At 68.4% G+C, this 22,772-nt stretch carries 22 protein-coding genes; 12 read left to right on the plus strand and 10 right to left on the minus strand.

Going from position 1 to position 22,772, the window contains the following annotated elements:
• The 5 genes from LPN03_RS16960 to LPN03_RS16980 form a co-directional block, all read right to left on the minus strand.
• On the minus strand, positions 1–2,627 hold a 2,627-nt coding region (locus LPN03_RS16960; RefSeq protein ID WP_262455207.1), incomplete at its 3' end, for an MMPL family transporter.
• 49 nt (positions 2,628–2,676) lie between these two features.
• On the minus strand, positions 2,677–3,291 hold the full coding sequence (locus LPN03_RS16965; RefSeq protein ID WP_262455208.1) for a TetR/AcrR family transcriptional regulator: 615 nt from the start codon (positions 3,289–3,291) through the stop codon (positions 2,677–2,679).
• 123 nt (positions 3,292–3,414) lie between these two features.
• Positions 3,415–3,798, minus strand: a complete 384-nt coding sequence (locus tag LPN03_RS16970; RefSeq protein WP_262455210.1) for a YbjQ family protein — start codon at positions 3,796–3,798, stop codon at positions 3,415–3,417.
• A gap of 94 nt (positions 3,799–3,892) precedes the next feature.
• Positions 3,893–5,323 (minus strand): dicarboxylate/amino acid:cation symporter, encoded by a 1,431-nt coding sequence (locus LPN03_RS16975; RefSeq protein WP_262455211.1) that lies wholly within the window; start codon positions 5,321–5,323, stop codon positions 3,893–3,895.
• A gap of 107 nt (positions 5,324–5,430) precedes the next feature.
• Positions 5,431–5,898, minus strand: a complete 468-nt coding sequence (locus LPN03_RS16980; protein WP_165181536.1) for a MarR family winged helix-turn-helix transcriptional regulator — start codon at positions 5,896–5,898, stop codon at positions 5,431–5,433.
• 186 nt (positions 5,899–6,084) lie between these two features.
• Here LPN03_RS16980 and LPN03_RS16985 point away from each other — a divergent pair, with 186 nt between their 5' ends.
• Entirely contained in the window at positions 6,085–6,777 is a 693-nt protein-coding gene (locus tag LPN03_RS16985) for a hypothetical protein (RefSeq protein ID WP_262455212.1), read from the plus strand.
• Complete coding sequence (locus tag LPN03_RS16990; protein WP_262455213.1) at positions 6,774–7,580, plus strand: SDR family NAD(P)-dependent oxidoreductase; 807 nt, start codon at positions 6,774–6,776, stop codon at positions 7,578–7,580. Before LPN03_RS16985 ends, LPN03_RS16990 begins: the two co-directional genes overlap by 4 nt.
• 109 nt (positions 7,581–7,689) lie before the next feature.
• Here the strand turns inward: LPN03_RS16990 and LPN03_RS16995 are convergent, their stop codons facing one another.
• Positions 7,690–9,459, minus strand: a complete 1,770-nt coding sequence (locus LPN03_RS16995; protein WP_262455214.1) for a DUF885 domain-containing protein — start codon at positions 9,457–9,459, stop codon at positions 7,690–7,692.
• A gap of 50 nt (positions 9,460–9,509) precedes the next feature.
• Between LPN03_RS16995 and LPN03_RS17000 the strand changes: the two genes are divergently transcribed.
• Positions 9,510–11,657 carry an FUSC family protein gene (locus tag LPN03_RS17000; RefSeq protein ID WP_262455215.1) on the plus strand — a complete coding sequence of 716 codons (2,148 nt, stop codon included), beginning with the start codon at positions 9,510–9,512 and terminating at the stop codon, positions 11,655–11,657.
• On the opposite strand, the gene LPN03_RS20845 is transcribed toward LPN03_RS17000, so the two are convergent.
• Together LPN03_RS20845 and LPN03_RS17010 are read right to left on the minus strand one after the other, a co-directional pair.
• Positions 11,654–12,067, minus strand: a complete 414-nt coding sequence (locus LPN03_RS20845; protein ID WP_316255845.1) for an acyl-CoA carboxylase subunit epsilon — start codon at positions 12,065–12,067, stop codon at positions 11,654–11,656. The genes LPN03_RS17000 and LPN03_RS20845 overlap by 4 nt on opposite strands.
• Positions 12,068–12,192: 125 nt before the next feature.
• On the minus strand, positions 12,193–13,776 hold the full coding sequence (locus LPN03_RS17010; RefSeq protein ID WP_262455216.1) for an acyl-CoA carboxylase subunit beta: 1,584 nt from the start codon (positions 13,774–13,776) through the stop codon (positions 12,193–12,195).
• A 223-nt stretch (positions 13,777–13,999) separates the two neighbouring features.
• On the opposite strand from LPN03_RS17010, the gene LPN03_RS17015 reads away from it, so the two are divergent.
• The 4 genes from LPN03_RS17015 to LPN03_RS17030 all read left to right on the plus strand — a co-directional run bounded on the left by LPN03_RS17015 (position 14,000) and on the right by LPN03_RS17030 (position 17,326).
• Positions 14,000–15,034 (plus strand): biotin--[acetyl-CoA-carboxylase] ligase, encoded by a 1,035-nt coding sequence (locus LPN03_RS17015; protein ID WP_262455217.1) that lies wholly within the window; start codon positions 14,000–14,002, stop codon positions 15,032–15,034.
• A complete protein-coding gene (locus tag LPN03_RS17020; protein WP_262455218.1) occupies positions 15,027–15,683 on the plus strand; it encodes a PH domain-containing protein in 657 nt (218 codons plus the stop codon). Before LPN03_RS17015 ends, LPN03_RS17020 begins: the two co-directional genes overlap by 8 nt.
• Positions 15,667–16,746 (plus strand): adenylate/guanylate cyclase domain-containing protein, encoded by a 1,080-nt coding sequence (locus LPN03_RS17025; RefSeq protein WP_262455220.1) that lies wholly within the window; start codon positions 15,667–15,669, stop codon positions 16,744–16,746. Before LPN03_RS17020 ends, LPN03_RS17025 begins: the two co-directional genes overlap by 17 nt.
• Positions 16,747–16,855: 109 nt before the next feature.
• The gene (locus LPN03_RS17030; protein WP_262455221.1) at positions 16,856–17,326 is read left to right on the plus strand and encodes a hypothetical protein; all 471 of its coding nucleotides are present in this window, start codon (positions 16,856–16,858) and stop codon (positions 17,324–17,326) included.
• A gap of 7 nt (positions 17,327–17,333) precedes the next feature.
• Here the strand turns inward: LPN03_RS17030 and LPN03_RS17035 are convergent, their stop codons facing one another.
• Positions 17,334–18,704, minus strand: a complete 1,371-nt coding sequence (locus tag LPN03_RS17035; RefSeq protein WP_262455222.1) for a reverse transcriptase family protein — start codon at positions 18,702–18,704, stop codon at positions 17,334–17,336.
• A gap of 276 nt (positions 18,705–18,980) precedes the next feature.
• Between LPN03_RS17035 and LPN03_RS17040 the strand changes: the two genes are divergently transcribed.
• On the plus strand, positions 18,981–19,307 hold the full coding sequence (locus tag LPN03_RS17040) for a hypothetical protein (protein WP_262455223.1): 327 nt from the start codon (positions 18,981–18,983) through the stop codon (positions 19,305–19,307).
• Here the strand turns inward: LPN03_RS17040 and LPN03_RS17045 are convergent.
• The gene (locus LPN03_RS17045; protein WP_262455224.1) at positions 19,304–20,071 is read right to left on the minus strand and encodes a hypothetical protein; all 768 of its coding nucleotides are present in this window, start codon (positions 20,069–20,071) and stop codon (positions 19,304–19,306) included. The two genes, LPN03_RS17040 and LPN03_RS17045, sit on opposite strands and share 4 nt — an antisense overlap.
• Positions 20,072–20,295: 224 nt before the next feature.
• On the opposite strand from LPN03_RS17045, the gene LPN03_RS17050 reads away from it, so the two are divergent.
• From LPN03_RS17050 to LPN03_RS17065, 4 genes are all read left to right on the plus strand, one after another.
• On the plus strand, positions 20,296–20,538 hold the full coding sequence (locus tag LPN03_RS17050; RefSeq protein ID WP_165181526.1) for a hypothetical protein: 243 nt from the start codon (positions 20,296–20,298) through the stop codon (positions 20,536–20,538).
• A 2-nt stretch (positions 20,539–20,540) separates the two neighbouring features.
• Positions 20,541–21,299, plus strand: coding sequence for an RNA polymerase sigma factor (locus tag LPN03_RS17055; RefSeq protein ID WP_262455225.1), 759 nt, complete (start codon positions 20,541–20,543; stop codon positions 21,297–21,299).
• Positions 21,296–21,568, plus strand: a complete 273-nt coding sequence (locus LPN03_RS17060) for a hypothetical protein (RefSeq protein ID WP_262455226.1) — start codon at positions 21,296–21,298, stop codon at positions 21,566–21,568. The genes LPN03_RS17055 and LPN03_RS17060 overlap by 4 nt, the downstream gene beginning before the upstream one ends.
• Positions 21,569–21,717: 149 nt before the next feature.
• Positions 21,718–22,569, plus strand: a complete 852-nt coding sequence (locus LPN03_RS17065; RefSeq protein ID WP_262455227.1) for an alpha/beta hydrolase family esterase — start codon at positions 21,718–21,720, stop codon at positions 22,567–22,569.
• Positions 22,570–22,772: the final 203 nt, after the last annotated feature.

The following is a 22,772-nucleotide window of genomic DNA, read 5'->3' on the forward strand; positions in this document are numbered from 1 at the left end:
GGGGCCGAGTCGGTCAACGCCACCAGCTTTGCTCCCTCCACATCCACATCTGGGAGCACTTTATTCAACCATTTCGGGATCCACCACGCGGATTTGCCCAAGAGGTGCATGGCGGCGGGGATGATGGTCATACGGACCACAAACGCGTCGATCAAAACGCCGAACGCCAAGGCAAATCCAAGCGGGCGCACCATGGTCAGATGGGAGAAGATGAACCCGGAGAACACGCTGGTCATGATGATCGCCGCGGCCGTGACCACGGGTGCCGCGTGCTGGAAGCCGGTCCGGACGGCCTGCTTGGCGTCCTGCCCGTGGACAAAGGCCTCGCGCATGCCGGAGGCAATGAACACCTGGTAGTCCATGGCCAGCCCGAACAGCACGCCGATCAGGATGATCGGCAGGAAGCTGAGCACCGCGCTGGGATTGGCCACGTCGAAGATGCCGCCCAGCCAGCCCCACTGGTACACGGCCACCACGCCGCCAAACGCCGCGACCAGGGACAGCAGGAATCCGGCGGTTGCCAGGACGGGAACAAGGATGGAGCGGAATACGAGGATGAGCAGAATCAGGGACAGCCCGACGACGATGGCCAGGTAGGGCGGCAGCGCCGCTCCCAGCTTTGCTGAGACATCGACGTTGGCGGCTGTCTGCCCGGTCAGGCCGATGGTGACGTTGTGGTCTGCCTTGATGGCGGCCCCTTCGGCCCGGAGGTCGTGGACCACTTGCACGGTGCTGGCGCTGGCGGGGCCTTCGGCGGGGATGACCTGGTAGACGGCCGTCTGGAAGTTCTTGCTGACGGAAACCGGGATGGCTGCCTTGACGTTGGGCACCTTCCGGAGCTGGTCGGCCACGTCCAGGTTCAGTGCGGTGGCCTGGGCCTGGTCGAGCCCGGCCGGCAGGGAGCCCACCACGATGATGGGTCCGTTCATGCCCTCGCCAAAGTTGGCGCCTGTAATGGTGTAGGCATGGTACGCGCTGGAATCCACCGGTTCGGAGCCGCCGTCGGGCAGTGCCAGCCGGAGTCCGGCGGCCGGGATGGCGATGACGGCCAGGGCCAGGACGGCCGTGACGAGCGAAATGACAGGGTGCTTGGTGACGAGACCGCCCCAACCGCGGGCGCTCTTGCGGATGTTCGCGGCGTCGTCGTGGCGGGCCGTCTCGCTGGCGGAGAGCGAGGCCGCGGCAGCGTCGTGCGCCTGGCGAACCTTTTCATGCTTGGCCCACGAACGCTTGGAAATCACCCGGCGGCCCATGAGGGAAAGGATGGCAGGGGTCAATGTCAGCGCAATCAGCACGGCCACCGCAACCGTGGCGGCAGCGGCCAGGCCCAGCACGGACAGGAACGGCAGCCCTGTCACGGAAAGGGCGGCCAGTGCGATCACCACGGTCAGCCCGGCAAAGAGCACGGCGTTGCCGGAGGTGCCGGTGGCCTTGGCAATGGATTCACGCATTGCCATGCCCTCGAAGAGCTGCTGGCGGTGCCGGTTCACAATGAACAGCGAATAGTCGATGCCCACGGCGAGGCCAAGCATCAGGGCCAGCATGGGGGAAATGGAGGACATTTCGATCACGCCCGTCAGGGCCATGGTGCCGCCCACGCCAATCGCCACACCCACTATGGCCATGACCAGCGGCAGGCCCGCGGCGATCAGGGTGCCGAGCATGATGATCAGCACGGCTGCGGCGACGGCGATGCCGATGGCTTCCGCTGCACCGAACAGGGCCGAGACGTCCTCGGTGATTTCCTTGCTGTAGGAGACGGTGATCCCGCTGGAGTCCAGCGTGTTCAGCCGGTCCTGGACCAGCTGGCGGTTGGCCGGGGTGACGCCGTTCATGGATTCGGTGAACTGGATTTGCCCGATGGCGGCCTTGCCGTTGTCGGAAACGAACTTCAGACCGGCTGCAGCGTCAGCGGAGCGAATCCCCGTGGCGAGCGCGGACTTCTTGGCCGACAGTTCCTTGACGGAGGCTTCGTATTTGGCCTGTCCGGCGGCAAGCTGTGCCTGGCCGGCGCTGAGCTGGGCCTTTTGTGCATCCAGCTGTGCCTGCCCGGCGCTGAGCTGGGCGGATGCTGCGGCGGCCTGAGGCGATCCGGCCGGCAGTGCGGCAAGCTGTGACTTTTTGGCATCCAGCTGGGCCTGGCCGGCGTCGAGCTTGGCTTGGCCGCCGGCCAACTGGGCGCTGGTGGCGTCAAGGGTCTTTTTGCCGTCGGCCAGCTGGGCCTCGCCGGCGATGAGCTGCTTGGAGCCGTCCGTGAGCTTGGCCTTGGCATCGGCCAGGGTTGCGGCCGTCGTGAACGGGTCAATGACGCCCTTGACGGTGGGCACGGTCGTCACGGTTTGCAGGGCTGCCGAGACGGCCTTTTCCTGGCTGGGCGTGAACTTTTGGCCGTTGGTGGTGGTGAACACCACCGCGCCGGAGCCGCCGGACGCCTCGGGAAGGTCGGCCTTGAGCTTGTCCGCCATCTGCTGCGTTTCAGTGCCGGGGATCTGGAAGTTGTTGGACATGGTGCCCATGAACAGCGCCGCCGCACCGCCCACCATGCCCAGGATGAGCACCCATGCGGAAATCACCAGCCACGCGCGGTGGGCCGAGAAGCGGCCAAGTCGGTAAAGCCAAAGAGCCATGATGAGTCCTTATTGATGGGTGCCGGGGAGGGGCGGGTGAACGGAGAGCTTAGGCTGTGAAGCCGCTGCGGATGAGGGAAATGGTGGTCGCCAGCAGCTCACGCAGGTAAGCGAGCGACTCCTGGGAGGTGTCCGGCCCCCGCCGGCTGAACCACACGGCAAAGGCGGAACGGCAACTGCCGACGACGGCCCCCACCAGTGCGTTGATGTACAGTTCGTCGGTGCCGGCCGGCAGCCTGTGCCGGGCCACGTCGGTGATCTTGACGCTGCACTCATCCCAGGCCTGCAACTGGAAGCGGCCTAGGGCAGGGTCCTGCGTCAGGGCGAAGGTTTCGGCCAATATGGCCAGGTCGCGAGGACTGCCGACGGCGGACAGCGCGTAGAGCGCGGATTCCAAGATCGGCTCCTCGGCAGGCCGGGCCTCAAGCTCGGCAATGACAGTGTCGAGATAGCGCTGCGTGAAGCTGGCCACGGCTGCCTCGACGGAGGAGAAATAGTTGAAGAAGGTGCGGCGGGAAACACCCGCGGCGGCGGCGACGTCGTCGACCGTGAACTCATTGAGCGCCCGGGTGCGCAGGAAGTCTAGGGCGGCCCCGGCAATGGCTTCGCGGGTGGCAGCCTTGTTGAGTTCGCGGCGGGAGGGGGAGTCGGTGGAAGTTGTCACATAACTACACTAAGTGCAAGTTTGCACTCCATGCAAATTAAGAGGTGGGTGTGCTTTAATGCTGCACGCCCACCCAAAAACTGCCCCGCGGACAGCCGAAACGCGCCAGGCCGCCGGCGCAGGCTACTGCAGCTGCGGGTTGGCTGCCAGGTAGGCGGACTGGCCGGTGGATCCGGGCTGGCCCTCGGCCAGCGGAATGGCAAAGACCGCCGTGCCGTAGACGCACACCTCAGTCCAGGTCTGGCCCATTTCCGAGGTGTCAAAGCGTGTTGCGACAATGGCGTTGGCACCCTTGGCCTGTGCCTCGGTGACCATGCGGGCCACCACTTCCTGCCGGCTTTCGTACAGGGCCTTGGTCATTTCTGGGAGCTCGCCGCCGCCGATGGACCGGAAGCTCGCCGTGAACTGGGCGCCGATGTGGCGCGAGCGCACCGTCAGGCCCATGACCTCGCCAAAGACGGCGTCAATCTTGTAGCCGGGGAGGTCGTTGGTGGTAACGATAATCATGCAGCTGCCTTTCGATGTCCGGCCCAAGCCGCGGCCGTCGCCAGTGTGATCTGGAAAAATCCTACGGGACCGCCGGGGCCGTGCCCAGGCCGGGTCAGGCGTTGGCGAGTTCCTCCCGGGAACCCGGCCGGCCGGCGTCGTTCTTCCCGGTGGCGAAGTCCTCAGCAGGCACCGTGCTGTCGTCGGCGAAGGGGTTGCCGTTGCGCGGCGCGTTGTACAGCTCCTCATTGAGGATGCCCTGGCGCTTGGCCACGATGGTGGGCACCAGCGCCTGGCCTGCGACGTTGATGGCGGTGCGGCCCATGTCCAGGATGGGGTCCACGGCCAGGAGAAGCCCGACGCCGGCCAGCGGCAGTCCCAGCGTGGAGAGCGTGAGCGTGAGCATCACGACGGCGCCCGTGGTTCCGGCGGTTGCCGCGGAGCCCAGCACCGACACAAGCACGATCAGCAGGTACTGGCCCAGGTCCAGGTGGATGCCGAAGAACTGTGCCACGAAAATGGCGGCAACGGCCGGGTAGATCGCAGCGCAGCCGTCCATCTTGGTGGTGGCGCCCAGCGGCACGGCAAAGGAGGCGTAGGCGCGGGGCACGCCCAGGTTGCGTTCGGTGACGCGCTCGGTCAGGGGCAGGGTGCCGATGGAGGAGCGGGAAACGAAGCCCAGCTGGACAGCAGGCCACACGCCGGAAAAGTACTGCTTGACTGAGAGGCCGTGCGATTTGATCAGGACCGGGTAGACCACGAACAGGACAATGACCAGGCCCACGTAAATCGCGATGGAGAACTTGCCCAGCGCGCCCATGGTGGTCCAGCCGTAGGTGGAAACAGCCTTGCCGATCAGGCCCACGGTGCCGATGGGGGCCAGTCGGATGATCCACCACAGCACCTTTTGGATCACGGCCAGGGCGGAGCCGTTCAGCTTCAGGAACGGGTCGGCGGCCTTGCCCACCTTAAGGGCGGCGATGCCGATCGCAATGGCGATCACCAGCACCTGCAGGACGTTGAAGTTGACGCTGGTGGCGAGGGCGCCGGCGTCGCCCGCCTTGGTGGATGCCTCGAGGCCCAGGAAATTGGAGGGGAACAGGCCGGTAAGGAAGGCCCACCAGTCGCCCGTCTTGCCGGAGTAGTCCTTGGGTGGGGCCTGGCCGGTGCCGGCACCTGGTTGGAACACCAGCCCGAGCACGATGCCCACCGTCACGGCGATGAGGGAGGTGATGGCGAACCAGAGGAGCGTGTTCCAGGCCAGGCGGGCGGCGTTGGTCACCTGGCGGAGATTGGCAATTGAGGAGACGACGGCGGTGAAAACCAGGGGCACCACGGCTGCCTTGAGCAGTGAAACGTAGCTGGAGCCGATGATGGTCAGCGTGGCGGTGAGGGCGTTGGGGTCCTTCAAGGGATCACCGCCCAAGTTCCGGGCAAGCAGGCCCAGGACCAGGCCGGCAATGAGGCCGGCGATGATTTGGACGCCGAAGTTGCCGGCCCAGCGGGGCAGGCGCGGGGCCTTGGTGGTGGATGCGGAGGAAGTCATGGGACAACCGTAGGCGGCGCAGAATAGCACCCAAAAATTAGTGTTTCCCCCTGTTACGGATGCTAATTCCCTGTGTTACGGCTGGTGTGCGGCCTGCCGTTGTGGGCTCAGCGTCCCGTGTCCCGGTGTGCCTCCACGTCCACACCGTGCCCTTCGGCCAGCCGGGCCAGCAGCCGTGCCAGCTCATCGGACTCCTCCGGGGTGAGGGGCGCCAGGAGTTCGCCTTCGTGTTCCTGGGCGACGTCGCGCAGCCTGCCCAGCAGGGCCTGGCCGGCGCCCGTCAGGTGAAGCTCGTAGTTGCGGCGGTCGGTGCTGCTGCGCACCCGTTCAACCAGGCCCCGGGTTTCCAGCGAGTCCAGCAGGGGCACCACCCGGCTGGGGACGGCACCCAGCCTGTCCGCCAGGACGCGCTGGCTCAGGCCCGGGTTGCGGCCAATCCACCGGAGCGTGCCGGCGTCGCTCGGGGTCAGGCCCAGCTCTCTGGTCCGCTCGGCAAAGCGGGACGCGGACAGTGAGCCGAGCTGTGACAGCAGGAAGGCCGTGCGCCGGGGCCTGCCGTGGGGTGAGGGTGCCATGCCTCCAGAATACATGCTTGACAGAATGATTCAATAGATGAATCATTTTATTATCGCATTAATTCAAGGAGGATGATTTCAGCCATGACGGAAGAGACCACGGCCGGACCGGGGGCAGCGCCCTTAACAAGGTCAACAAGTGGGCGGAAGCGGCAGGGCGGGCCGCACCCGGGCATACTTGCCGCCGTGAGCCTGGGCATTTTCCGCCTTTCGCTGATCCTGGCCGGAGTGCTCTCCGGCGGACGCACGTTTGTGTCGCCGTTTGCACCAGCCGCGGACGTGGCCCAGTTCTACCGCGACAACGTCGCAGCTGCCCGCGTGCAGGGCCTGTTGCTCTTTGGCTCCGCGGTGCCCCTGGGGATTTTCGCAGCCACCGTTTACGCGCGGCAACTCCGGCTCGGCATCAAGGTTCCCGGCCCCGCCATCGGCTACTTTGGCGGCATCACGGCAGCCATTTTCCTGATGTTCTCGGGGCTGCTGACCTGGCTGTTGAGCCGCCCGGAAATCACCACGGACATCACGCTGACCCAGGCGCTCGCGTTCCTGGCCTTCGCCACCGGCGGAGTCGGATTTGTGGTGGGACTCGGACTGCTTGTGGCCGGATTGGCCGTGCCCGCGCTGATACTCAAGTTCGTCCCGCGCTGGCTTGCCTGGGCCGGGCTGGTGGTCGCCGCCCTGTCCGAGCTCAGCTTCCTCTCGCTCGGACTGGAGCCGCTGCAATTCCTCCTGCCGATCGGCCGTTTCGCCGGCATGCTGTGGCTTGTCGCCATCGGCTTCCTGCTGCCGGTGAACCGGGCCGCAGCGAACCGGATCCCGGGCAGTGTGGATCCGGGCGGGGCCCCAACCAGGACGGCCGCGGCACGGAGGACACAGTCATGAACCGCATCAATTCCCAGGCGCTGGCCGGCAAGATTGCGCTGGTGGTGGGTGCCAGCCGAGGAATCGGGGCCGCCATCGCTGCGGCCTTCGCGGAGGCCGGCGCCGCAGTGGTGCTCGCCGCAAGGGACCAGGAGGCGCTTGCCCGGCGCGTGGCGGAGATCGAGGCGGCAGGCGGGAGCGCCCTGGCCCTGCCCGTGGACGTCCGTGACGAGGCCGCCGTCGTCGGACTTTTGGACCAAGTGCGGAACCGCTACGGCCGCCTTGACGCCGCCGTCAACAACTTTGCCGGCGGCGGCAGGCCCCCGGCACCCCTGGCGGATTGGGACTCGGCCGAGTTCGACAGCGCCCTGGCCGTGGACCTGCGCGGTGTGTTCCTGGCCTTGAAATACGAGCTCCGCCTCATGCAGCTAAACCCCGACGGCGGCGCAATCGTCAACATGTCCTCCACCGCCGGCGAACAGGGCGTCAGCGGGCTGGCCGGCTACGTGGCCTCAAAATTCGGGGTGGGCGGGCTGACGCGGGTGGCCGCGCTGGACTACGCAGCCGCCGGAATCCGGGTCAACGCCATCGCGCCCGGCCCCATCCTCACCGACCACCTCGCCGCGGCCGGGCCCCGGGCCCAGCAGATGGCGGCCGCCGCCGTTCCGCTGGGACGCGTGGGCCGGGTGGAGGATGTGGCAGCGGCCGCCGTGTGGCTGTGCTCGGAGCAATCCAGTTTCGTCACCGGCACTGTGTTGGCGGTGGACGGCGGCCGGCTGGCCGGGGTGCCCGCCTTCGCCGTGAACCCCGTCCGCAAGGGTTGACCACCGCTGCACTTTCCGCCGGGGCAAAACTCGGGCCCAGTTCGGCCCCCGCTACACCCGGGGCAAAACTCGGAGTGAGTTTTGCCCCGGCCGGAAGTGACCGCCCCAGCTACGAGCCCAGCAGCGCCGCTTTCAGGGTGTCCAGGCCCACGGAGCCCAGGTTCAGCGCCTGTGTGTGGAAATCGCGCAGCGAAAACGCGGCACCGTCGCGCAGTGCACGGGCGTCGCGGATTTCCTCCCACAGGCGCTGGCCGATCTTGTACGACGGCGCCTGGCCCGGCCACCCGAGGTAGCGGTGGAACTCAAAGTCCAGCTGTCCGGCGGAGATGTCCAGGTTGGCGCGCAGGAACTCCAAACCGGCCTCCGCCGTCCACGTCCCTGAGCCCCAACGGGCGGGGACGGGAAGTTCCAGGTGCACGCCGATGTCAAACACCACGCGGGCCGCGCGCATGCGCTGGCCGTCCAGCATGCCCATCTTGTCGCCCGGATCGGACAGGTAGCCCAGCTGATCCATGAGCCGTTCGGCGTAGAGCGCCCAGCCCTCGCCGTGCCCGGAAACCCAGCAGGCGTTGCGGCGCCAATTGTTCAGCAGCCCGCGCTGGTACGTGGCGGTGGCCACCTGCAGGTGGTGGCCGGGGACGCCCTCGTGGTAGACCGTGGTGGTTTCAGCCCAGGTGGTGAAGGAATCCTCACCCTCGGGGACCGACCACCACATGCGGCCGGGCCGGGAGAAGTCGTCCGAGGGCCCCGTGTAATAGATGCCGCCGTCCTGCGTGGGTGCAATTTTGCACTCCAGGGTGCGCATGATTTCCGGGATGTCGAACTGGGAGCCGGCCAAATCGGCCACCGCGGCGTTGGAGAGCTTTTGCATCCACGCGACCAGCTCATCGGTGCCGTGCAGCGCCCGGGCGGGGTCCGCATTGAGCACCGACTTGGCCTCCTCAACCGTGGCGCCGGGCTTGATGAGTTCGGCCACCGCCTCCTGCTCGGCAATGATCCGGTCCAGCTCCGCCACGCCCCAGGCGTACGTTTCTTCCAGGTCGACGGCGGAGCCCAGGAATTCCCGCGACGCCAGCGCGTAGCGTTCCCGTCCCACGGCGTCCTTGGCGGGGGCCGCGGGCAGCAGCTCGTCGCGCAGGTACGTCACGAGCGTGCCGTACGCTGCGCGCGCCAGCTCCGCATTCCCGGCCAGCGCAGTGGCGAGCTCGGCTGGGAGGGAGGTGCCGGCGTCGTCCGCGGAAGTGGAAGTGGAAGTGGAAGTGGAAGCGGAAGCGGAAGTGGCAGCAGCAGAAGCAGAAGAAGTAAGTTCAGCCCCGGCCGCCAGGGCCGCAAAGAAGCCGTCCGCGGCGGCGTGGCGCTCGCACTGGCCAATCACGGTGGAAACCTGGCGGCGTGCGGCAACCAGGCCGCGCGCGGCGCCGGCCCGCAGGGAGGAAATGTACCCGGAAACCGCGGCCGGCACGTTGGCCAGCCGCCCGGAAATGTGCTCCCAGTCGGCCACGGTGGCGGTGGGCATCAGGTCAAAGATGGCCCGGATTTCCTGGGCGGGGGAGGCAATGTTGTTCAGGTCAGCCAGCGGCCAGCCCGTGGCGTCCAGCTCCAGGGACAGTCCCAGCCGTTCGCGCATGGCGTGCAGCGTGACGGTGTCAACACTGTCCACGGCTTCCAGGCCGGCCAGCGCGTCGAGGGCCTGGCGGGCGGCGTCGGCGGCGGCGGCCAGCCCGGAGGGGGAAAAATCGCGGTACTCGGTTTCGTGGCCGGGCAGCCCCAGCTCGGTGGCGAAGCCGGGATCAAGTTCCAACAGCCGGGCCGTGTAGGCGTTGGCAGCGGCGTCAATGGCGCTGGGCGTGCGGGTCAGGGGCGTTTCGTCAACAGTCATGGAACCGAGCCTAGCGGCCGCCGCTGCACCCGGCTGGCATACTGGATTTCGTGTCCACCGTTCAGGCCGTGGCAGCGACGCTGAAGAAGTCGCTGCGGCTCGATTTTTCCCAGTCGGACCCCGTGGTTGCGGCGCGCAACGCCGTGGGGGTGGGCATTCCGCTGGTCCTGGGCGTGGTGCTGGGCCAGGCCCCGATCGCCGTGTTCGGGGCCGTGGGCGCGCTGTTTGCCGCGTTTGCCGACAGGCCCGGCAGCTACCGGCTGCGGCTGGCCCGGATGGGCATGACGTCGCTGGCAGCCGGGCTGGGCGGCGGGCTGTCCGTGCTGTGCGGGAATTCGCCGGCGCTCTCCGTGCTGCTCGTGGCCGCGTTTGCCTTCGCCACGGGCATGCTGCTCTCACTGGGGCCGAATGTCGCGCAGGTGGGCACGGCCGCCACCGCAGTGGCCATTGTGCTCAACCGCTTTCCCATGCCGCCGTCGGCAGCCCTGCAGATTGCCGCCGTCATCACCGCCGCCGGGCTGCTGCAGAGCCTGCTGGCCATTGCCGGCTGGCCGCTGCACCGCCACGCGCCTGAACGCGCCGTCCTCGCGGACCTCTACGAAGGGCTGGCCGGACGGACCCGTTCCGAACAGCCCAAGATGACTGCGCCCGGTGCCGGCGTGCTGCTTGACACGGCCCGGGCCACCATCACCGGCTTCGGCCACGGTCAGGGTCCCAGCATGCGCTCCTATCGGGGACTCATGGACGAGGCCGAAAGGATCCGGCTGGAAGTCATGGCCTTGGGCTACTGCCTGGAACGGTTTGAGCGGGCCGCGGCACAGGACCAGCACGACGCCGTCCGCCGGCTTTTGCGTGAGGCAGGCCTTGCGCTGGACGCGGTTTCCGCTTCGCTGCGCAAGGGTACGGTTTTTGACGACGCTGTCCTGGCGCCGGTCGCCGAGGCGGCGGCCCGGCTGGGTGAGGTCATGGGCCGCCACCCGGATTCGCCCACCGGCCGCTTTGCCTCCCTGCACGCCAGGGCCCTGGCCGGGCAACTGCGCGCCAGCGCCCGCATGGTGACCCCGGGCGCCGTGGAGGGCCGCGTGGCGGAGACCCCGGCCAGGGTGGGCGGGGTGCGGGTTTCGCTCCAGGCGCCGCTGGGCATCCTGCGCGCCAACCTGCGGCTGGACTCGGCCGTGGCGCGGCACGCGATCCGGCTCACCGTGCTGGTGGCGGCCACGGACTGGCTGGCCCGGCTGCTGCCCGGCAGCGACAGGGGCTACTGGATCCCGCTCATGGTCCTGCTGCTCCTGCGGCCCGACTTTGCCGCCACCCTGCACCGCACCAGCGCGCGGCTGGCCGGAACGCTGGTGGGGCTGGGCATTGGCACGGCCGCCACGTTCCTGCTGGGATCCGGGAACCCGCTGGGGAACGTGGTGCTCATTGTGGTGTTTGTCTTCGGCGTGCGGCTTTCCGGGGCGCCCAATGCGTTCTTCATGGGCATCTGGACGGCGGCTTACCTGGTGTCCCTCCTGGACCTGGCCGGGATTCCTGCCGGGGCCGTGGCCCTGCCCCGCCTCCTTGACACCGTGGTGGCGGGCATCCTGGCCGTTGCCGCCACGGTGGCGTGGCCCGCCTGGGAACGGACTTTCCTGCCGGCCCGCATTGCCGAGCTCCTGGGCGCCTACCGGCACTACCTGGTGGCCATCACCGACCCCGCGCCGAACAAGGAGAGGATCGACTCCGCCCGCATCCGGGCCCGGCTGGCCCGCTCCAACGCCCAGGCCTCCGTGGAGCGGACCCGTGCCGAACCAGTGGCGGGCCACACCACACTTTTCACGGGCGAAGGTGTGCTGGTGCAGAGCCACCTGCTGATCCAGGCGGCCATGGTGGTGGACGCCGCGAGGCTGTCACTGCGGGCCGGGCAGCAGCCCGTGGAGGGGCTCATGCACCAGCTGGCGCCGTTCATGGCCGACTGCGAGGCCACCCTGAAGGCCTGTGAAACGGCCGTGGCTGCGGGGACGCCGCCCCGGGCCGCCGTGGCGCTGCGCGCTTCCTACCTGGCGCTGAAGGACACCATGGAGCGCGACCCTGCGCAGGCCGAAACCGTCCAGCTGGCCGTCCTGGATGCCGCGGACAGGATCGCCAACTCGCTCGACACCATCACCCACCTGCTGCGTGAGCGCGGCGCCCGCCCGAAGGCTGTCGGGAAGCCCTAGCGCCCGGACCGCCGCCAGGCGCCGGCGCCCGGCCGGGGCGGGAGGTGCAGCTGCGCCCGGCGTGCCCAGGCCTGTGCCGCGGGCCGCTTCGGGGCCGCTTCCTGGCCGCCCTGCAGGGCCAGCACGACGGCGGTCACCGCGGCCAGTTCCTCGGCCGTCGGGTTCCCGTGGGTTACCGAGAGGACCGGCTCGGGCTGGGGGTCGGCGGCGGCCGGTGATTGAGCCTGGGCCAGCGGTGATTGAGCCTGTCGAAATCCGCCGGCGGGGTCTCGACGCGCTCGCAGGGCTCGCTGCTCGACCACCGGGGCGGTCTCGGCGGGGTCTCGACGCGCTCGCAGGGCTCGCTGCTCGACCACCGGGTCGGGGTCGGCGGGGTCTCGACGCGCTCGCAGGGCTCGCTGCTCGACCACCGGGTCGGGGTCGGCGGGGTCTCGACGCGCTCGCAGGGCTCGCTGCTCGACCACCGGGGCGGTCTCGGCGGGGTCTCGACGCGCTCGCAGGGCTTGCTGCTCGACCACCGGGTCTTGTTCGCGGCTCACAGCGGGATGTTCCCGTGCTTCTTGGCGGGCAGGCTGGCCCGCTTGTCGCGGACGGCGCGCAGGCCCTTGATGAGCTGGATGCGGGTATCGGAGGGGGCAATGACGGCGTCCACGTAACCCAGTTCGGCGGCCTGGTAGGGGTTGAGCAGTTCATCCTCGTAGCTGCGCACGATCTCCGCGCGGCGGGCCTCGACGTCGCCGCCGTCGGCCTGCACTGCGGCGAGGTCGCGGCGGTAGAGGATGTTCACGGCGCCCTGGGCGCCCATGACGCCGATCTGGGCGGTGGGCCAGGCCAGGTTCAGGTCCGCGCCGAGCTTCTTGGACCCCATCACGATGTATGCTCCGCCGTAGGCCTTGCGCGTGATGACCGTCAGCTTCGGCACGGTGGCCTCGGCGTAGGCATAGAGCAGTTTGGCGCCGCGGCGGATGATGCCCTGGAATTCCTGGTCCTTGCCGGGCAGGAAGCCGGGGACGTCCACCAGGGTGATGATGGGGATGTTGAAGGCGTCGCAATTGCGCACGAAGCGGGCTGCCTTCTCAGACGCCGCAATGTCCAGCGTGCCGGCAAACTGCATGGGCTGGTTGGCCACGATGCCCACCGTGTGGCCCTCGATCCGCCCGTAGCCGATGATCACGTTCGGGGCGTACAGGGACTGCATTTCCAGAAAGTGGGAGTCGTCCAGGACCTGCTCGATCACGGCCCGCATGTCGTAGGGGTGGTTGGCGGAGTCCGGGATGAGGGCATCCAGGGCCAGGTCGCCGTCGTCGTGCTCCAGCTCCTGCTCATGCTCGGCGACGGGCGCCTCGGCCAGGTTGTTGGAGGGCAAAAAGTCCAGGAGTTCGCGCACAAACTCGACGGCGTCTGCCTCATCCGTGGCGAGGTAGGCGGACGTGCCGGTGGTGGTGTTGTGCTGGCGGGCGCCGCCCAAGGTTTCCATGTCCACGTCCTCGCCCGTGACGGTCTTGATGACGTCGGGGCCGGTGATGAACATGTGGCTGGTCTTGTCCACCATCACCACGTAGTCGGTCAGCGCGGGGGAGTAGGCCGCGCCGCCGGCGCACGGGCCCATGATGAGGGAGATCTGCGGGACCACCCCGGAGGCGTGGACGTTGTTGCGGAAGATGTCGGCGAACATGGCCAGCGAGGCCACGCCCTCCTGGATTCGGGCTCCGCCGCCGTCGTTGATGCCCACCACGGGGCAGCCGTTGCGCAGCGCAAATTCCTGGACCTTGACGATCTTTTCGCCGTTGACCTGGCTCAGCGATCCGCCGTAGACGCTGAAGTCCTGGCTGTACACGGCCACCAGTCGCCCGTCCACGGTGCCGTAGCCGGAGACCACGCCGTCGCCCAGCGGCTTCTTCTTTTCCATGCCGAAGGCGTGCGAGCGGTGCACGGCCAGGGCGTCAAATTCCACGAACGAGTCCGGATCCACCAGCAGGTCAATGCGCTCGCGGGCCGTGTGCTTGCCCTTCGCATGCTGCTTTTCGACGGCGGCCGCACCGGACGGAACCGCAGCCTGGGCCAGCCGGTCCCGGAAATCGGCAATTTTGCCTGCAGTTGTCGAAAGGTCGTGGCTCATAGGTACTCCGGCTCGGTAGGTGGCAACAAGCTGTTCCTTAAGTGGGAACTGCACAAAAGGACAAACACTACTGACAGTCTAATGACGGTATTGCCACCCGACTGTGTAGAAACCCTACAAAGACCACCGGCAACTTTTCCCAGCTCCCCACGGGAGTGATTTCGGGGGACCCCTCCCGCCTGCGTGCCACGGGGCATCCCGGCAGGCGGATAGGATTGATTCCATGAGCCGCACACTTCCCGCACTGGATGAGCGCTCCCTTCTCCAGGCACTGACCCATCCCGCGGGGGCGTTCCGGCGCGTGGACGTGGTGGCGCAGCTGGGCTCCTCCAATGCCGACCTTGCCGCCGGCGCCGCAGCCCGCCCCGCCCAATGGCCGGATTTGAGCGTGCTCATTGCCGATTCCCAAATCGCCGGCAAGGGCCGCCTGGACCGGGTGTGGGAGGTTCCCGCCGGTTCCGCCATGATTTCCAGCGTCCTTTTCCGCCCGGGCGATCCCGCCGCACACGCCGGCGCGCCCGCTTTTGATCCGGCCGGCTACGGCTGGCTTTCCATCCTTGCCGGCGTGGCGCTCTGCGAGGCCGTGCGCTCCGTTGCCGGGGTGCCCGCCGTACTGAAGTGGCCCAACGACGTGGTCGCCAACGGCCGCAAGCTGGCCGGCATCCTGGCCCAGCTGGTGCCCGCGCCGGCCACCCGCCATCCCGCGGACGGGTCACTGCCTGCGCCGGGGTCGCCCGCCTCCCAGCCGGGGACGCGCCGGTCCGCTGAAGGCAGCGCTGGGCCGGGTCCCGCCGTCGTCGTCGGGGCGGGCCTGAACGTGGGGCAGGGACGGGAGCAGCTGCCCGTGGACCGCGCCACCTCGCTGGCGCTGGAATTGGACGGCGGGCAGGACGGCGGGGCCGGGCTGGACGCGGCGGACGGCGCCGCGGCGCTGGACCGAAATGTGCTGCTGCCGGCCTACCTGAACCGCTTTGCCCGCCTGTACGAGGGCTTTGTGTCCGTGGGTGGGGATGCCCTGCGGCCGCTGCCGGAAGGGGCGTCCGTCCATGACCTGGCGTCGGGGCTGATGAGCACCCTGGGCACCGAAGTCCGCGCCGAACTGCCCGGCGGGCAGATGCTTCATGGCACAGCCGTGCGCCTGCGCAGCGGCGGCGAGCTGGAACTCCGTGACGGCGACGGCGCGCTGCACGTGGTCAGCGCCGGGGACGTGGTCCACCTGCGGCGCACCCTCGACGGCGGCGGTGTGGGGTATGTCTAGGTGGCTGGCCGAGGATGAGCAGGTGCTGTTGTTGGTCCGCCCCCACGCCCGCGTCCTGGTGTGGCCCGTTGGCGTGGGGCTGCTGCTGGTGATGGCGGCGTCGGCTGCCTTGGCCAAGCTGCAGCCCGCACAATACGAACAGTGGGCGTCGTCGGCGCCCGCACTGCGTGAGCCGGCCATAGTGCTCCTGTGCACGGCGGTGCTGCTGGTTCAGGTGGCGTACCCGCTGCGGCGCGTGGTGCGCTGGGCGGGCACCAGGTATGTGCTGACCAGCCAGCGCATGGTGGTCAAGGAGGGCGGCTTGGGCCGGCGGCAGGCCGACTACGCCCTGGCCGGCGTGCAGGGCATCGACATGCGCCAAAAGCCCTTGCAGAGGCTGGCAGGCGCAGGCGAGCTGGACTTCCACATGGTCACGGGCAAGGTCAACACCGTCCACAACGTCCCGCACATTGTCCAGTTCCGCACAGAAACCCACAAGGCATGGATGGCATTGTTCCGAGCGTCCTTTCAGCAAGCTCCCGGTCCGGGGTACTACGCTGTTGACGTTGGTCACGGCCATTTGGGCACCAGCCACAAGGACGGCCACCACGACGACGCGGGCAGGCACTTGAGCGGAAAGGAGTTGCGCAAGCTTGGAAGAGACCATTGATCCCCCCGTGCCGCTGCTCCAGCCTGCCTCCCGAAACGAGACCAAGGCCCTTGAAACCCAGCTGTTGGGCGGGGAACGCACGCTCAAGAGGCGTGACGTGGCCGCCGGCGCAGGCGTCTCCCTCCTCTCCGCACGCAAAATTTGGCGCGCCATGGGCTTCCCCAACCTGGGGGACGACGACGTCGCCTTCACCCAGCGCGACCAGGACGCCCTGAGCACGGTGGTCACCATGGTCCGCGAAGGGCTGCTGACCGAGGAAACGGCCATTTCGGTGACCCGCTCCATCGGCCAGATGACCGATCGCATGGCCGTATGGCAGATCGAGGCACTGGTGGAGGACCTGGTGGCCGAGCACGGTGTCAGCGACGCCGAGGCCCGCCGCGCTGTGGTCTCCGAGCTGCCCAACTTGATCGAGCCGCTGGAAGAGCTGCTGATCTACTCCTACCGGCGCCAGCTCAATGCCGGCATCCAGCGCCTGGCCGTCCGCGCCCAGGAGGGCCTGGCAGCCAGCGCCCAGGGCCGTGAAGGCGACGAGGACGACACCCCGCTCCCGCTGGCCCGCGCCGTGGGTTTTGCCGACCTGGTCAGCTATACCTCGCTGTCGCGGCGCATGAATGAAAAGACGCTGGCCAAGCTGGTGCAGCGCTTTGAAAACCTCTGTGCCGAGATCATCAGCGTGGGCGGCGGACGCCTGGTGAAGACCATTGGCGACGAAGTCCTCTTCAACTGTGAAACGCCCATTGCCGGGGCTGAAATTTCGCTGGCCCTGGCCGAGGCGATGGCTGCGGACGACTTCCTCCCCGAGGCGCGGGTTGCCATGGTGTGGGGCCGCATCCTTTCCCGGCTGGGCGACATTTACGGGCCCACCGTCAACCTGGCCGCGCGCCTGACGTCCCTGGCCCAGCCCGGAACCGTGCTCATTGACTCCGTCACGGCCACGGCGCTGGCCGACGACGACAGGTTCATCCTGACCGAACTCCCCATGGAGCAGGTCCGCGGCTTTGGCGAGATTCGTCCGGTTCTGCTGCAGCGCGGGCGCGGCCGCGGCATCGTGGTGGACTGAGCGGGCCCTGTTACTGAGCGCGCGCCTTTACGCGCGGACCGGCGGAAGGGCAGAACTGCTGCCATGGCCGCGCCGCCCGGCAGGCCTTCCTTTCGTGGAATGGCTGGCCATGTTTGAACAAGTGAGGAAATTTGGCGCCGAGATCAAGGAGCCGGCGGCGTCCGCGTCGCTGGACTTAGCCACAGTGCCGGAGGCCACCAGCGGGGCCGGGGAGCTGGGCTCGGTGCCGCTTGAGGTGATTGGCAGTTGCGCCGGGCTGGCGGTGGTGCAGGTTGAGCCCCTCGGAGCCCTGGGCGCGGAAGCCACAGGGTTCATCGGCATGCAGATCCAAAAGCGCCTGAGGGCCATGCAGGCCGGCCAGGGCCCCCTTGAACCGGGGGAGCTGTTTGCCGGACAGGCCGCCGAACACGTTCGCGAGCTTCAGGGCGCACCCTACGAAAGCTACTACGCGCCCGGGAAGCTCACGTCCAGGGGCCGCACCCTGGATGCGCTCGCCCAGGGCTATGTGGGCGGCGCCCACGGCAATGAGAGCCTGGCCGCGCTGGCGGCCCTTGCCCTCCGCTGCGTGGAAGGCCCCTGACCGCAAGTCACCAGCTGATCTCATCAAAAGCGGCACGCAGCCGGGCCCCGCGGGCGGGGTGGACGCTGGACACCCACGCGATCCGCCCCAGCAGGTGGGCCCGGAAGTCCGAGTGCCCGCCACGGTTCTGGCCCTCCGGCCCATGGGCGGCACAGTTGTGCACCACCGCCTTGAGCTGGTCGAACTCAGCGCGCGGAATGTTGGTGCGTTCGTTGACCACCACGCCTGTCACGGTTTGCCGCACACCAGCCTTGTGGACCCTAGTCTTGAGGCCGTTCAGCGAGTGGCCCTCGTCCGCCACGATCCGCCCCGCACCCCGGATGAAAGCGTCGGCCCGGCGGGCCAGTTCTGCACCCCCGCTGAAGGCGAGGTCGTCCGCGTACCGGGAGTAAACGGCGTCGAACGCGCCAGCCCAGCCGGAAAGCCGGGAATCGAGGCGGCGCAGCGCCAGGTTGGCCAGCATGGGGGAGGTGGGCGCGCCCTGCGGCAGGTGCGCCACGGCCAGCGCCTGGCGCAGGGCGAAGCGGCTGGCGGGGTCGCCGCCGGGAGGCATTTCGGCGAGCACCCCCACGGGCACCGCGTGCGTGCACAGCCCGGTCAGGCGGTGGGCAACCGCCTCGGTGAAACCGGCCTGGCGCAGCACACCAAACACCTTGCCGGGGGTGACATGGGCAAAAAACGCGGCCAGGTCCAGGTTGATAACCACGTCCGCCCCGGTGTGCAGGGCCGCCCCGCTGACGGCGCTTCGCCCCGGCACGAAGCCGTGGGCCGCGTCATGCAGGGGGATGGGCGCCAGCAATTCGCGCAGAACCGTTCGCTGGAGGGTGCGCAGGCGCGGCTGCGGGACTTCCAGCAGGCGGGGCAACCTCCCCGGTCGGCTCCGCCACTGGTAGCAGTAGTGCTGCAGCCGCGGGCCAGCCGTGCGGTTCCAATGGCGGGGGTCCGCAAACCACTCGAGTTCGCCAGGGGTGAGCGCCAACATGCCGGCCAGGTCTGCCACGGTATCCAGCCGCGGGACCCTTGCCGCCCGGGCCGCGGGCGGGGCCACCGCCAGGTGCGCCAGCTTGATGGGCCTGCGCTGCGTGGCGGCCTTGGCCAGGGCCTCGCCGAACGCCGGGCATCCAAGCACGACGGCGGCCAGCTCCCGCGGGGCGTCTGCCGGCGGGCGGTGGTAGTTCCTGAGAACGTGACTTGCCAGGGGACCCAGCCAGCGCCGTCGTGCCCCCAAAATATCGGCACCGGCAGCTGTGAGCGCGGGCTTGGACCAGTCCCCGGCGGCCAGGAAGGCGTGGGCCAGGGCCGTGGCCACGGTATTCCCGGACGGGTGCGGGATGCGGACCAGCACGGACGCCGCTGCGGTGGGCTGCGACGGCTTCATGGATGACCTGTCAGTCTGTTCGGGCGCTGAGCTGCGCGGAGCGCAGACAGGCGCCCGAGGCGCATTCTGGAGGCCAGTCTTCGTCCCCCGGGGTAACCCCGGAGAGGGTGGTGCACCAGGTGCCCGCCCGCCTCATCCAGAAGCCGTCGCATGCGCCCACCCTAACGCATCGGCTGTTCAGGCCACAGGGCGGAATCTTTCGCCGCACCCTGGCGTTCCCGCTAGTGGAGGCTGCGCCGGGCGGGCGCGGCCGGACTTTGATGCGAAAGAACTGACATGATCGAGCTTGCCATTATTAACGAATGCCCCAACTCCGCCGGAGCGCAGGAACTGCTGGGACGCGCCCTGGAACTGGAAGGCCTGGACCCTGCCGCCATCAAGGTCTCGATCATTGAAACAGAGCAGCAGGCCGTTGACGCAGGCTTTCATGGCTCGCCCAGCTTCATGGTGGACGGGGCCGACCTGTTTCCCTCCGTGGGCGAGCCTGCCGTTTCCTGCCGCGTCTACCAGACCGCCAACGGACTGGCGGGGCTCCCGGAGCTGGAGCGCCTCCGGGCCGCTTTGGCGGAGGCGCTCCAGGGGACTGAATCCCAGCTGCGTTAGCGGAACATCTTCGGGAAGGCTCCGATGATGCCCGTGCTGAGCTGGTCGGCCATGGCCATCATGTGGGCTTCTGCCGTGTCGAAGACCGTGATGCCGGCCGCGTATTGTCCTGTGAGCTCGTCGCTGCCGTAGGTGATGGTCAGGGTGATGTGGTCCTTCATCATGGCCCGCATGTCGGCCTGGGGCCAGTACTTCGGGTTGGCGGCCGCCAGGAAGTCGGCAATCTGCTGGGCATTGGCGTAAACAGTGGCCTCAGCCGCCGCCAGTGCCGTTGCGTCGCCGGCCTTGGCCGCCTGGAAGAGGGCCACAAAGTCGGTGATGTGGGCCTTGAGCAAGGTGGTCAGCTGCGCACCCGCAGCTTCACCGTAGAACGGCATGATGGCATTGCCGATGTCCTCCTGGTTCTTCAGGAGCCGGGCCGCCGTGGTGGGGAAGCCGGCGGAGCCGGATGCAAAGTCCACCACCGCCAGCCTGGTCCACTCCATGTGCTGGCCCCACAGGAGCCGCATCTGCTGCGCGAAGGCGAGCTGGCTGGCGGTCACCGAGCCGTTGTTTGAGCCGTTGCCGGCATTCCCCTGCTGGGCCATTCCCGGCATGGGGGCCATGGCGGGGACGGCTTCGACGGCGGCCGGGCCGCTGCCCGCTCCGGCGGTGGACGCGGGTGCGCAGGCGGTCAACACGCCGCCCGCCAGGGCCAGCGAGGCGATGGCTGCCCAGGCCGAGCGGCTACGGCGGCCCTGGCTGTGTGCTGCAAACATGTTCATGGCGATGTTTCCTTATCAATCCAACAAACGCTGCTTGTCCGGCGCATGTGCCCAGCCGTGTCAACGCGCTGCACCCAAGGGCCCCGGGATGGGCGATGATTCGTCCATGGCTAGTTAGTGGCCCGGTTCCCGGACCTCTTACCGGCAACCGCAGCTAAATAATGAATAGAAAAAATGCTCCGCCCGGGGGTAAGACGGGCAGGCGCACATGACACTAAACAGGCATGAGAACCCATCAGGGCCTGCCGTCCGCCAGTGTCGCCGATCCGCCGCCGGGTGTGGCGTCGGGTGTGGCGCCCTGGCGCGAGCACCTCTTACTGTCCGCCGGCTTCCCTGATAGGCTGGCGCATCAGCTCGCGGGGACGCCGGGCATTGATGTGCACCAGCTCCTGAACCTGGTGGACAGGGGCTGCCCTCCCGGGCTCGCCGCACGCATCCTGGTTCCCGAAGCCACGGGTTGGGAGTGACCATGACCATCCTGGACGGACCCGAACTGGCTGACGCCCACCCCGTTTCCCGCGAGGCAATTTCCCGCGAATGGCCGGGATCCCGCCACCGCACAGGCGCCCACGCAGGCGCCCACGCAGCGCCCGCCACGTCTGCAGGACCATCCGCGCCAGCCAATGACGAATGGATTCCCCTGCTCAGCTCCCCGGGTCCCGGGCACGCGGAGGCCCTGGCCGGGCTGCACCAGCTGCTGTTGCGTGCCGCCCGGCACCAGGTTTCCGTCATGTCCGCCCAAACGGCCGGCATTGGCGAGGTTCGCCGCCAGGAATTGATCGGCCAGGCCGCCGACGAGGCCATGGTGGCCGTCCTTGGCAAGCTCGCCAGTTTTGAGGGCCGCAGCCGCTTCACCACCTGGGCCTACAAGTTCGGCATCCTGCATGCCGCCGTGGAGGTCCGGCGCAGCCTGTGGCGGAACCGGGAAGTGGCGCTGGAGCTCCTGCCCGAGCCCGCCGCCGTCGGGCATTCACCGGAGCTGCTGGCGGAGGCGGCGGACTTTTCCGAAGCAGTCAGCAACGCCATCGCCGTGGAACTGACGGCGCACCAGCGGCAGGTGGTGATGGCGCTGGTGGTGGACGAAGTTCCCATTGACGTCCTCGCGGACCGGCTCGGCACCAACCGCAACGCCCTCTACAAGACCCTCCATGACGCCCGCGGCCGGCTCAGGCGCCACCTTCAGGACACCGGCTACCTCGACGAGACCGCAAAGGGGGTGATCCCATGAATTTCCCACAGCGCAAGCTCAGCCCCGACCAAGCGCACCGCCTGACCCTGGAGGCGGAGCCGTGGCTGTCCTGCGACGACTGCTTTGACCAGATCGACCTTTTCGCCGAACGTGTTGTTTCCGGCGGCTTCATCGGCATGCCTGCCCTTCGCGCCCACCTGATTGGCTGTTCGGCCTGCGGCGAGGAGGCCCGGTCCCTGGTGCAGCTTCTTGCCGCGGACGACGGCGTGGATCCGGCTCCCAGCCTCCGCCGCCTCAGCGACGGTTAGGCTTGGCGGCGGCGTACGCTGGATTCCATGGAAAAGAGCCCGATCCGCGTCGTTGCAAACCGCCCTGCCGGAGGCGTTCGCGCCGCCGGGTACGCCGCCGTCGTGCTTCCCGCCGCAACCGCCGCCCGGGTGTGCTGAGCATGGGGAGGGTGGCCGCGTCGCAGGGACGGATCTGGCTGGACGGGCGGGAGCGCACCTTCCTGGTGGTCACGGCCGGACACGGGGAAACCAAGGACGCGGGAACTCCCCAGGCCGTGCTGATGGTGCTGCACGGCTCCAGCCAAAGCGGCAGGTCGGTGCGGTCGTTTGCCGGCAACAGCTTTGACACGCTTGCCGCGGGCGGCCGTGTGGCAGTGGTGTACCCGGACGGGCTGAAAAAGCTCTGGAACCACGCCAGCAGTGACGCGCAGACTGTTGACGACGTCGCCTTCATGGGCGCCCTGGTGGACCACTTCCACGACAATTACGGGCCCATCCCGGTTGTTGTGGCCGGCTATTCCAACGGCGGTCAGCTGGTGATCCGGCTGATCCATGAGCTGGCTGACAGGCTCGACGGCGCCGCGATCGTCAGTGCCACGTTGCCGCGCCCCGGCGGGCTCGCCTTCGATGACAAGATGCTGCCGCTGCCTGTGTTGCTCATCCATGGCACCCGCGACCTGGTGGTCCCGTACCGCGGGGAGGGCGGGTTTTTTGGCCTGTGGGCGCGCAACCGCGGGCCGTCCGCGCCCGAGACCGCGCGCTATTTTGCCCGGCGCAACGGCATCACCTCGGCGCCGGACGAAGAGCTGCTGCCCCACCTCCCCCAAAGCGGCAGGACACTGGTGCGTGCGGCCCGGTACCGGCAGGAGGGCAGGGCGCCCGTGACGCTTTACACTGTGGAGGGCGGCGGCCACGTGGTCCCCAACCGGCGCCGCAGCCCCATCAAGCTCCTGGGCAGGACCACCCAGGACATCAGCGCCGCGGAGGCCGTGGCCGAATTCTTTCCCGCGCTCAGGGGGTAGTTCGCGTCAACGGTGGTCGGGCAGTGCCGGTGGTCGAGCAGTGAGCTCTGCGAACGCGTCGAGACCCCGGAACCCGCTCCCGGTGGTCGAGCAGTGAGCTCTGCGAACGCGTCGAGACCCAGGGTGTTGCTCCCTCCACAGGGGGACCTGGCCACGGGTTTGTACACATGTTCTATAATGCCTTCATTTACTAGAACATGCGC

The organism is Arthrobacter sp. A2-55, from assembly GCF_025548615.1.
GTDB lineage: Bacteria > Actinomycetota > Actinomycetes > Actinomycetales > Micrococcaceae > Specibacter > Specibacter silviterrae.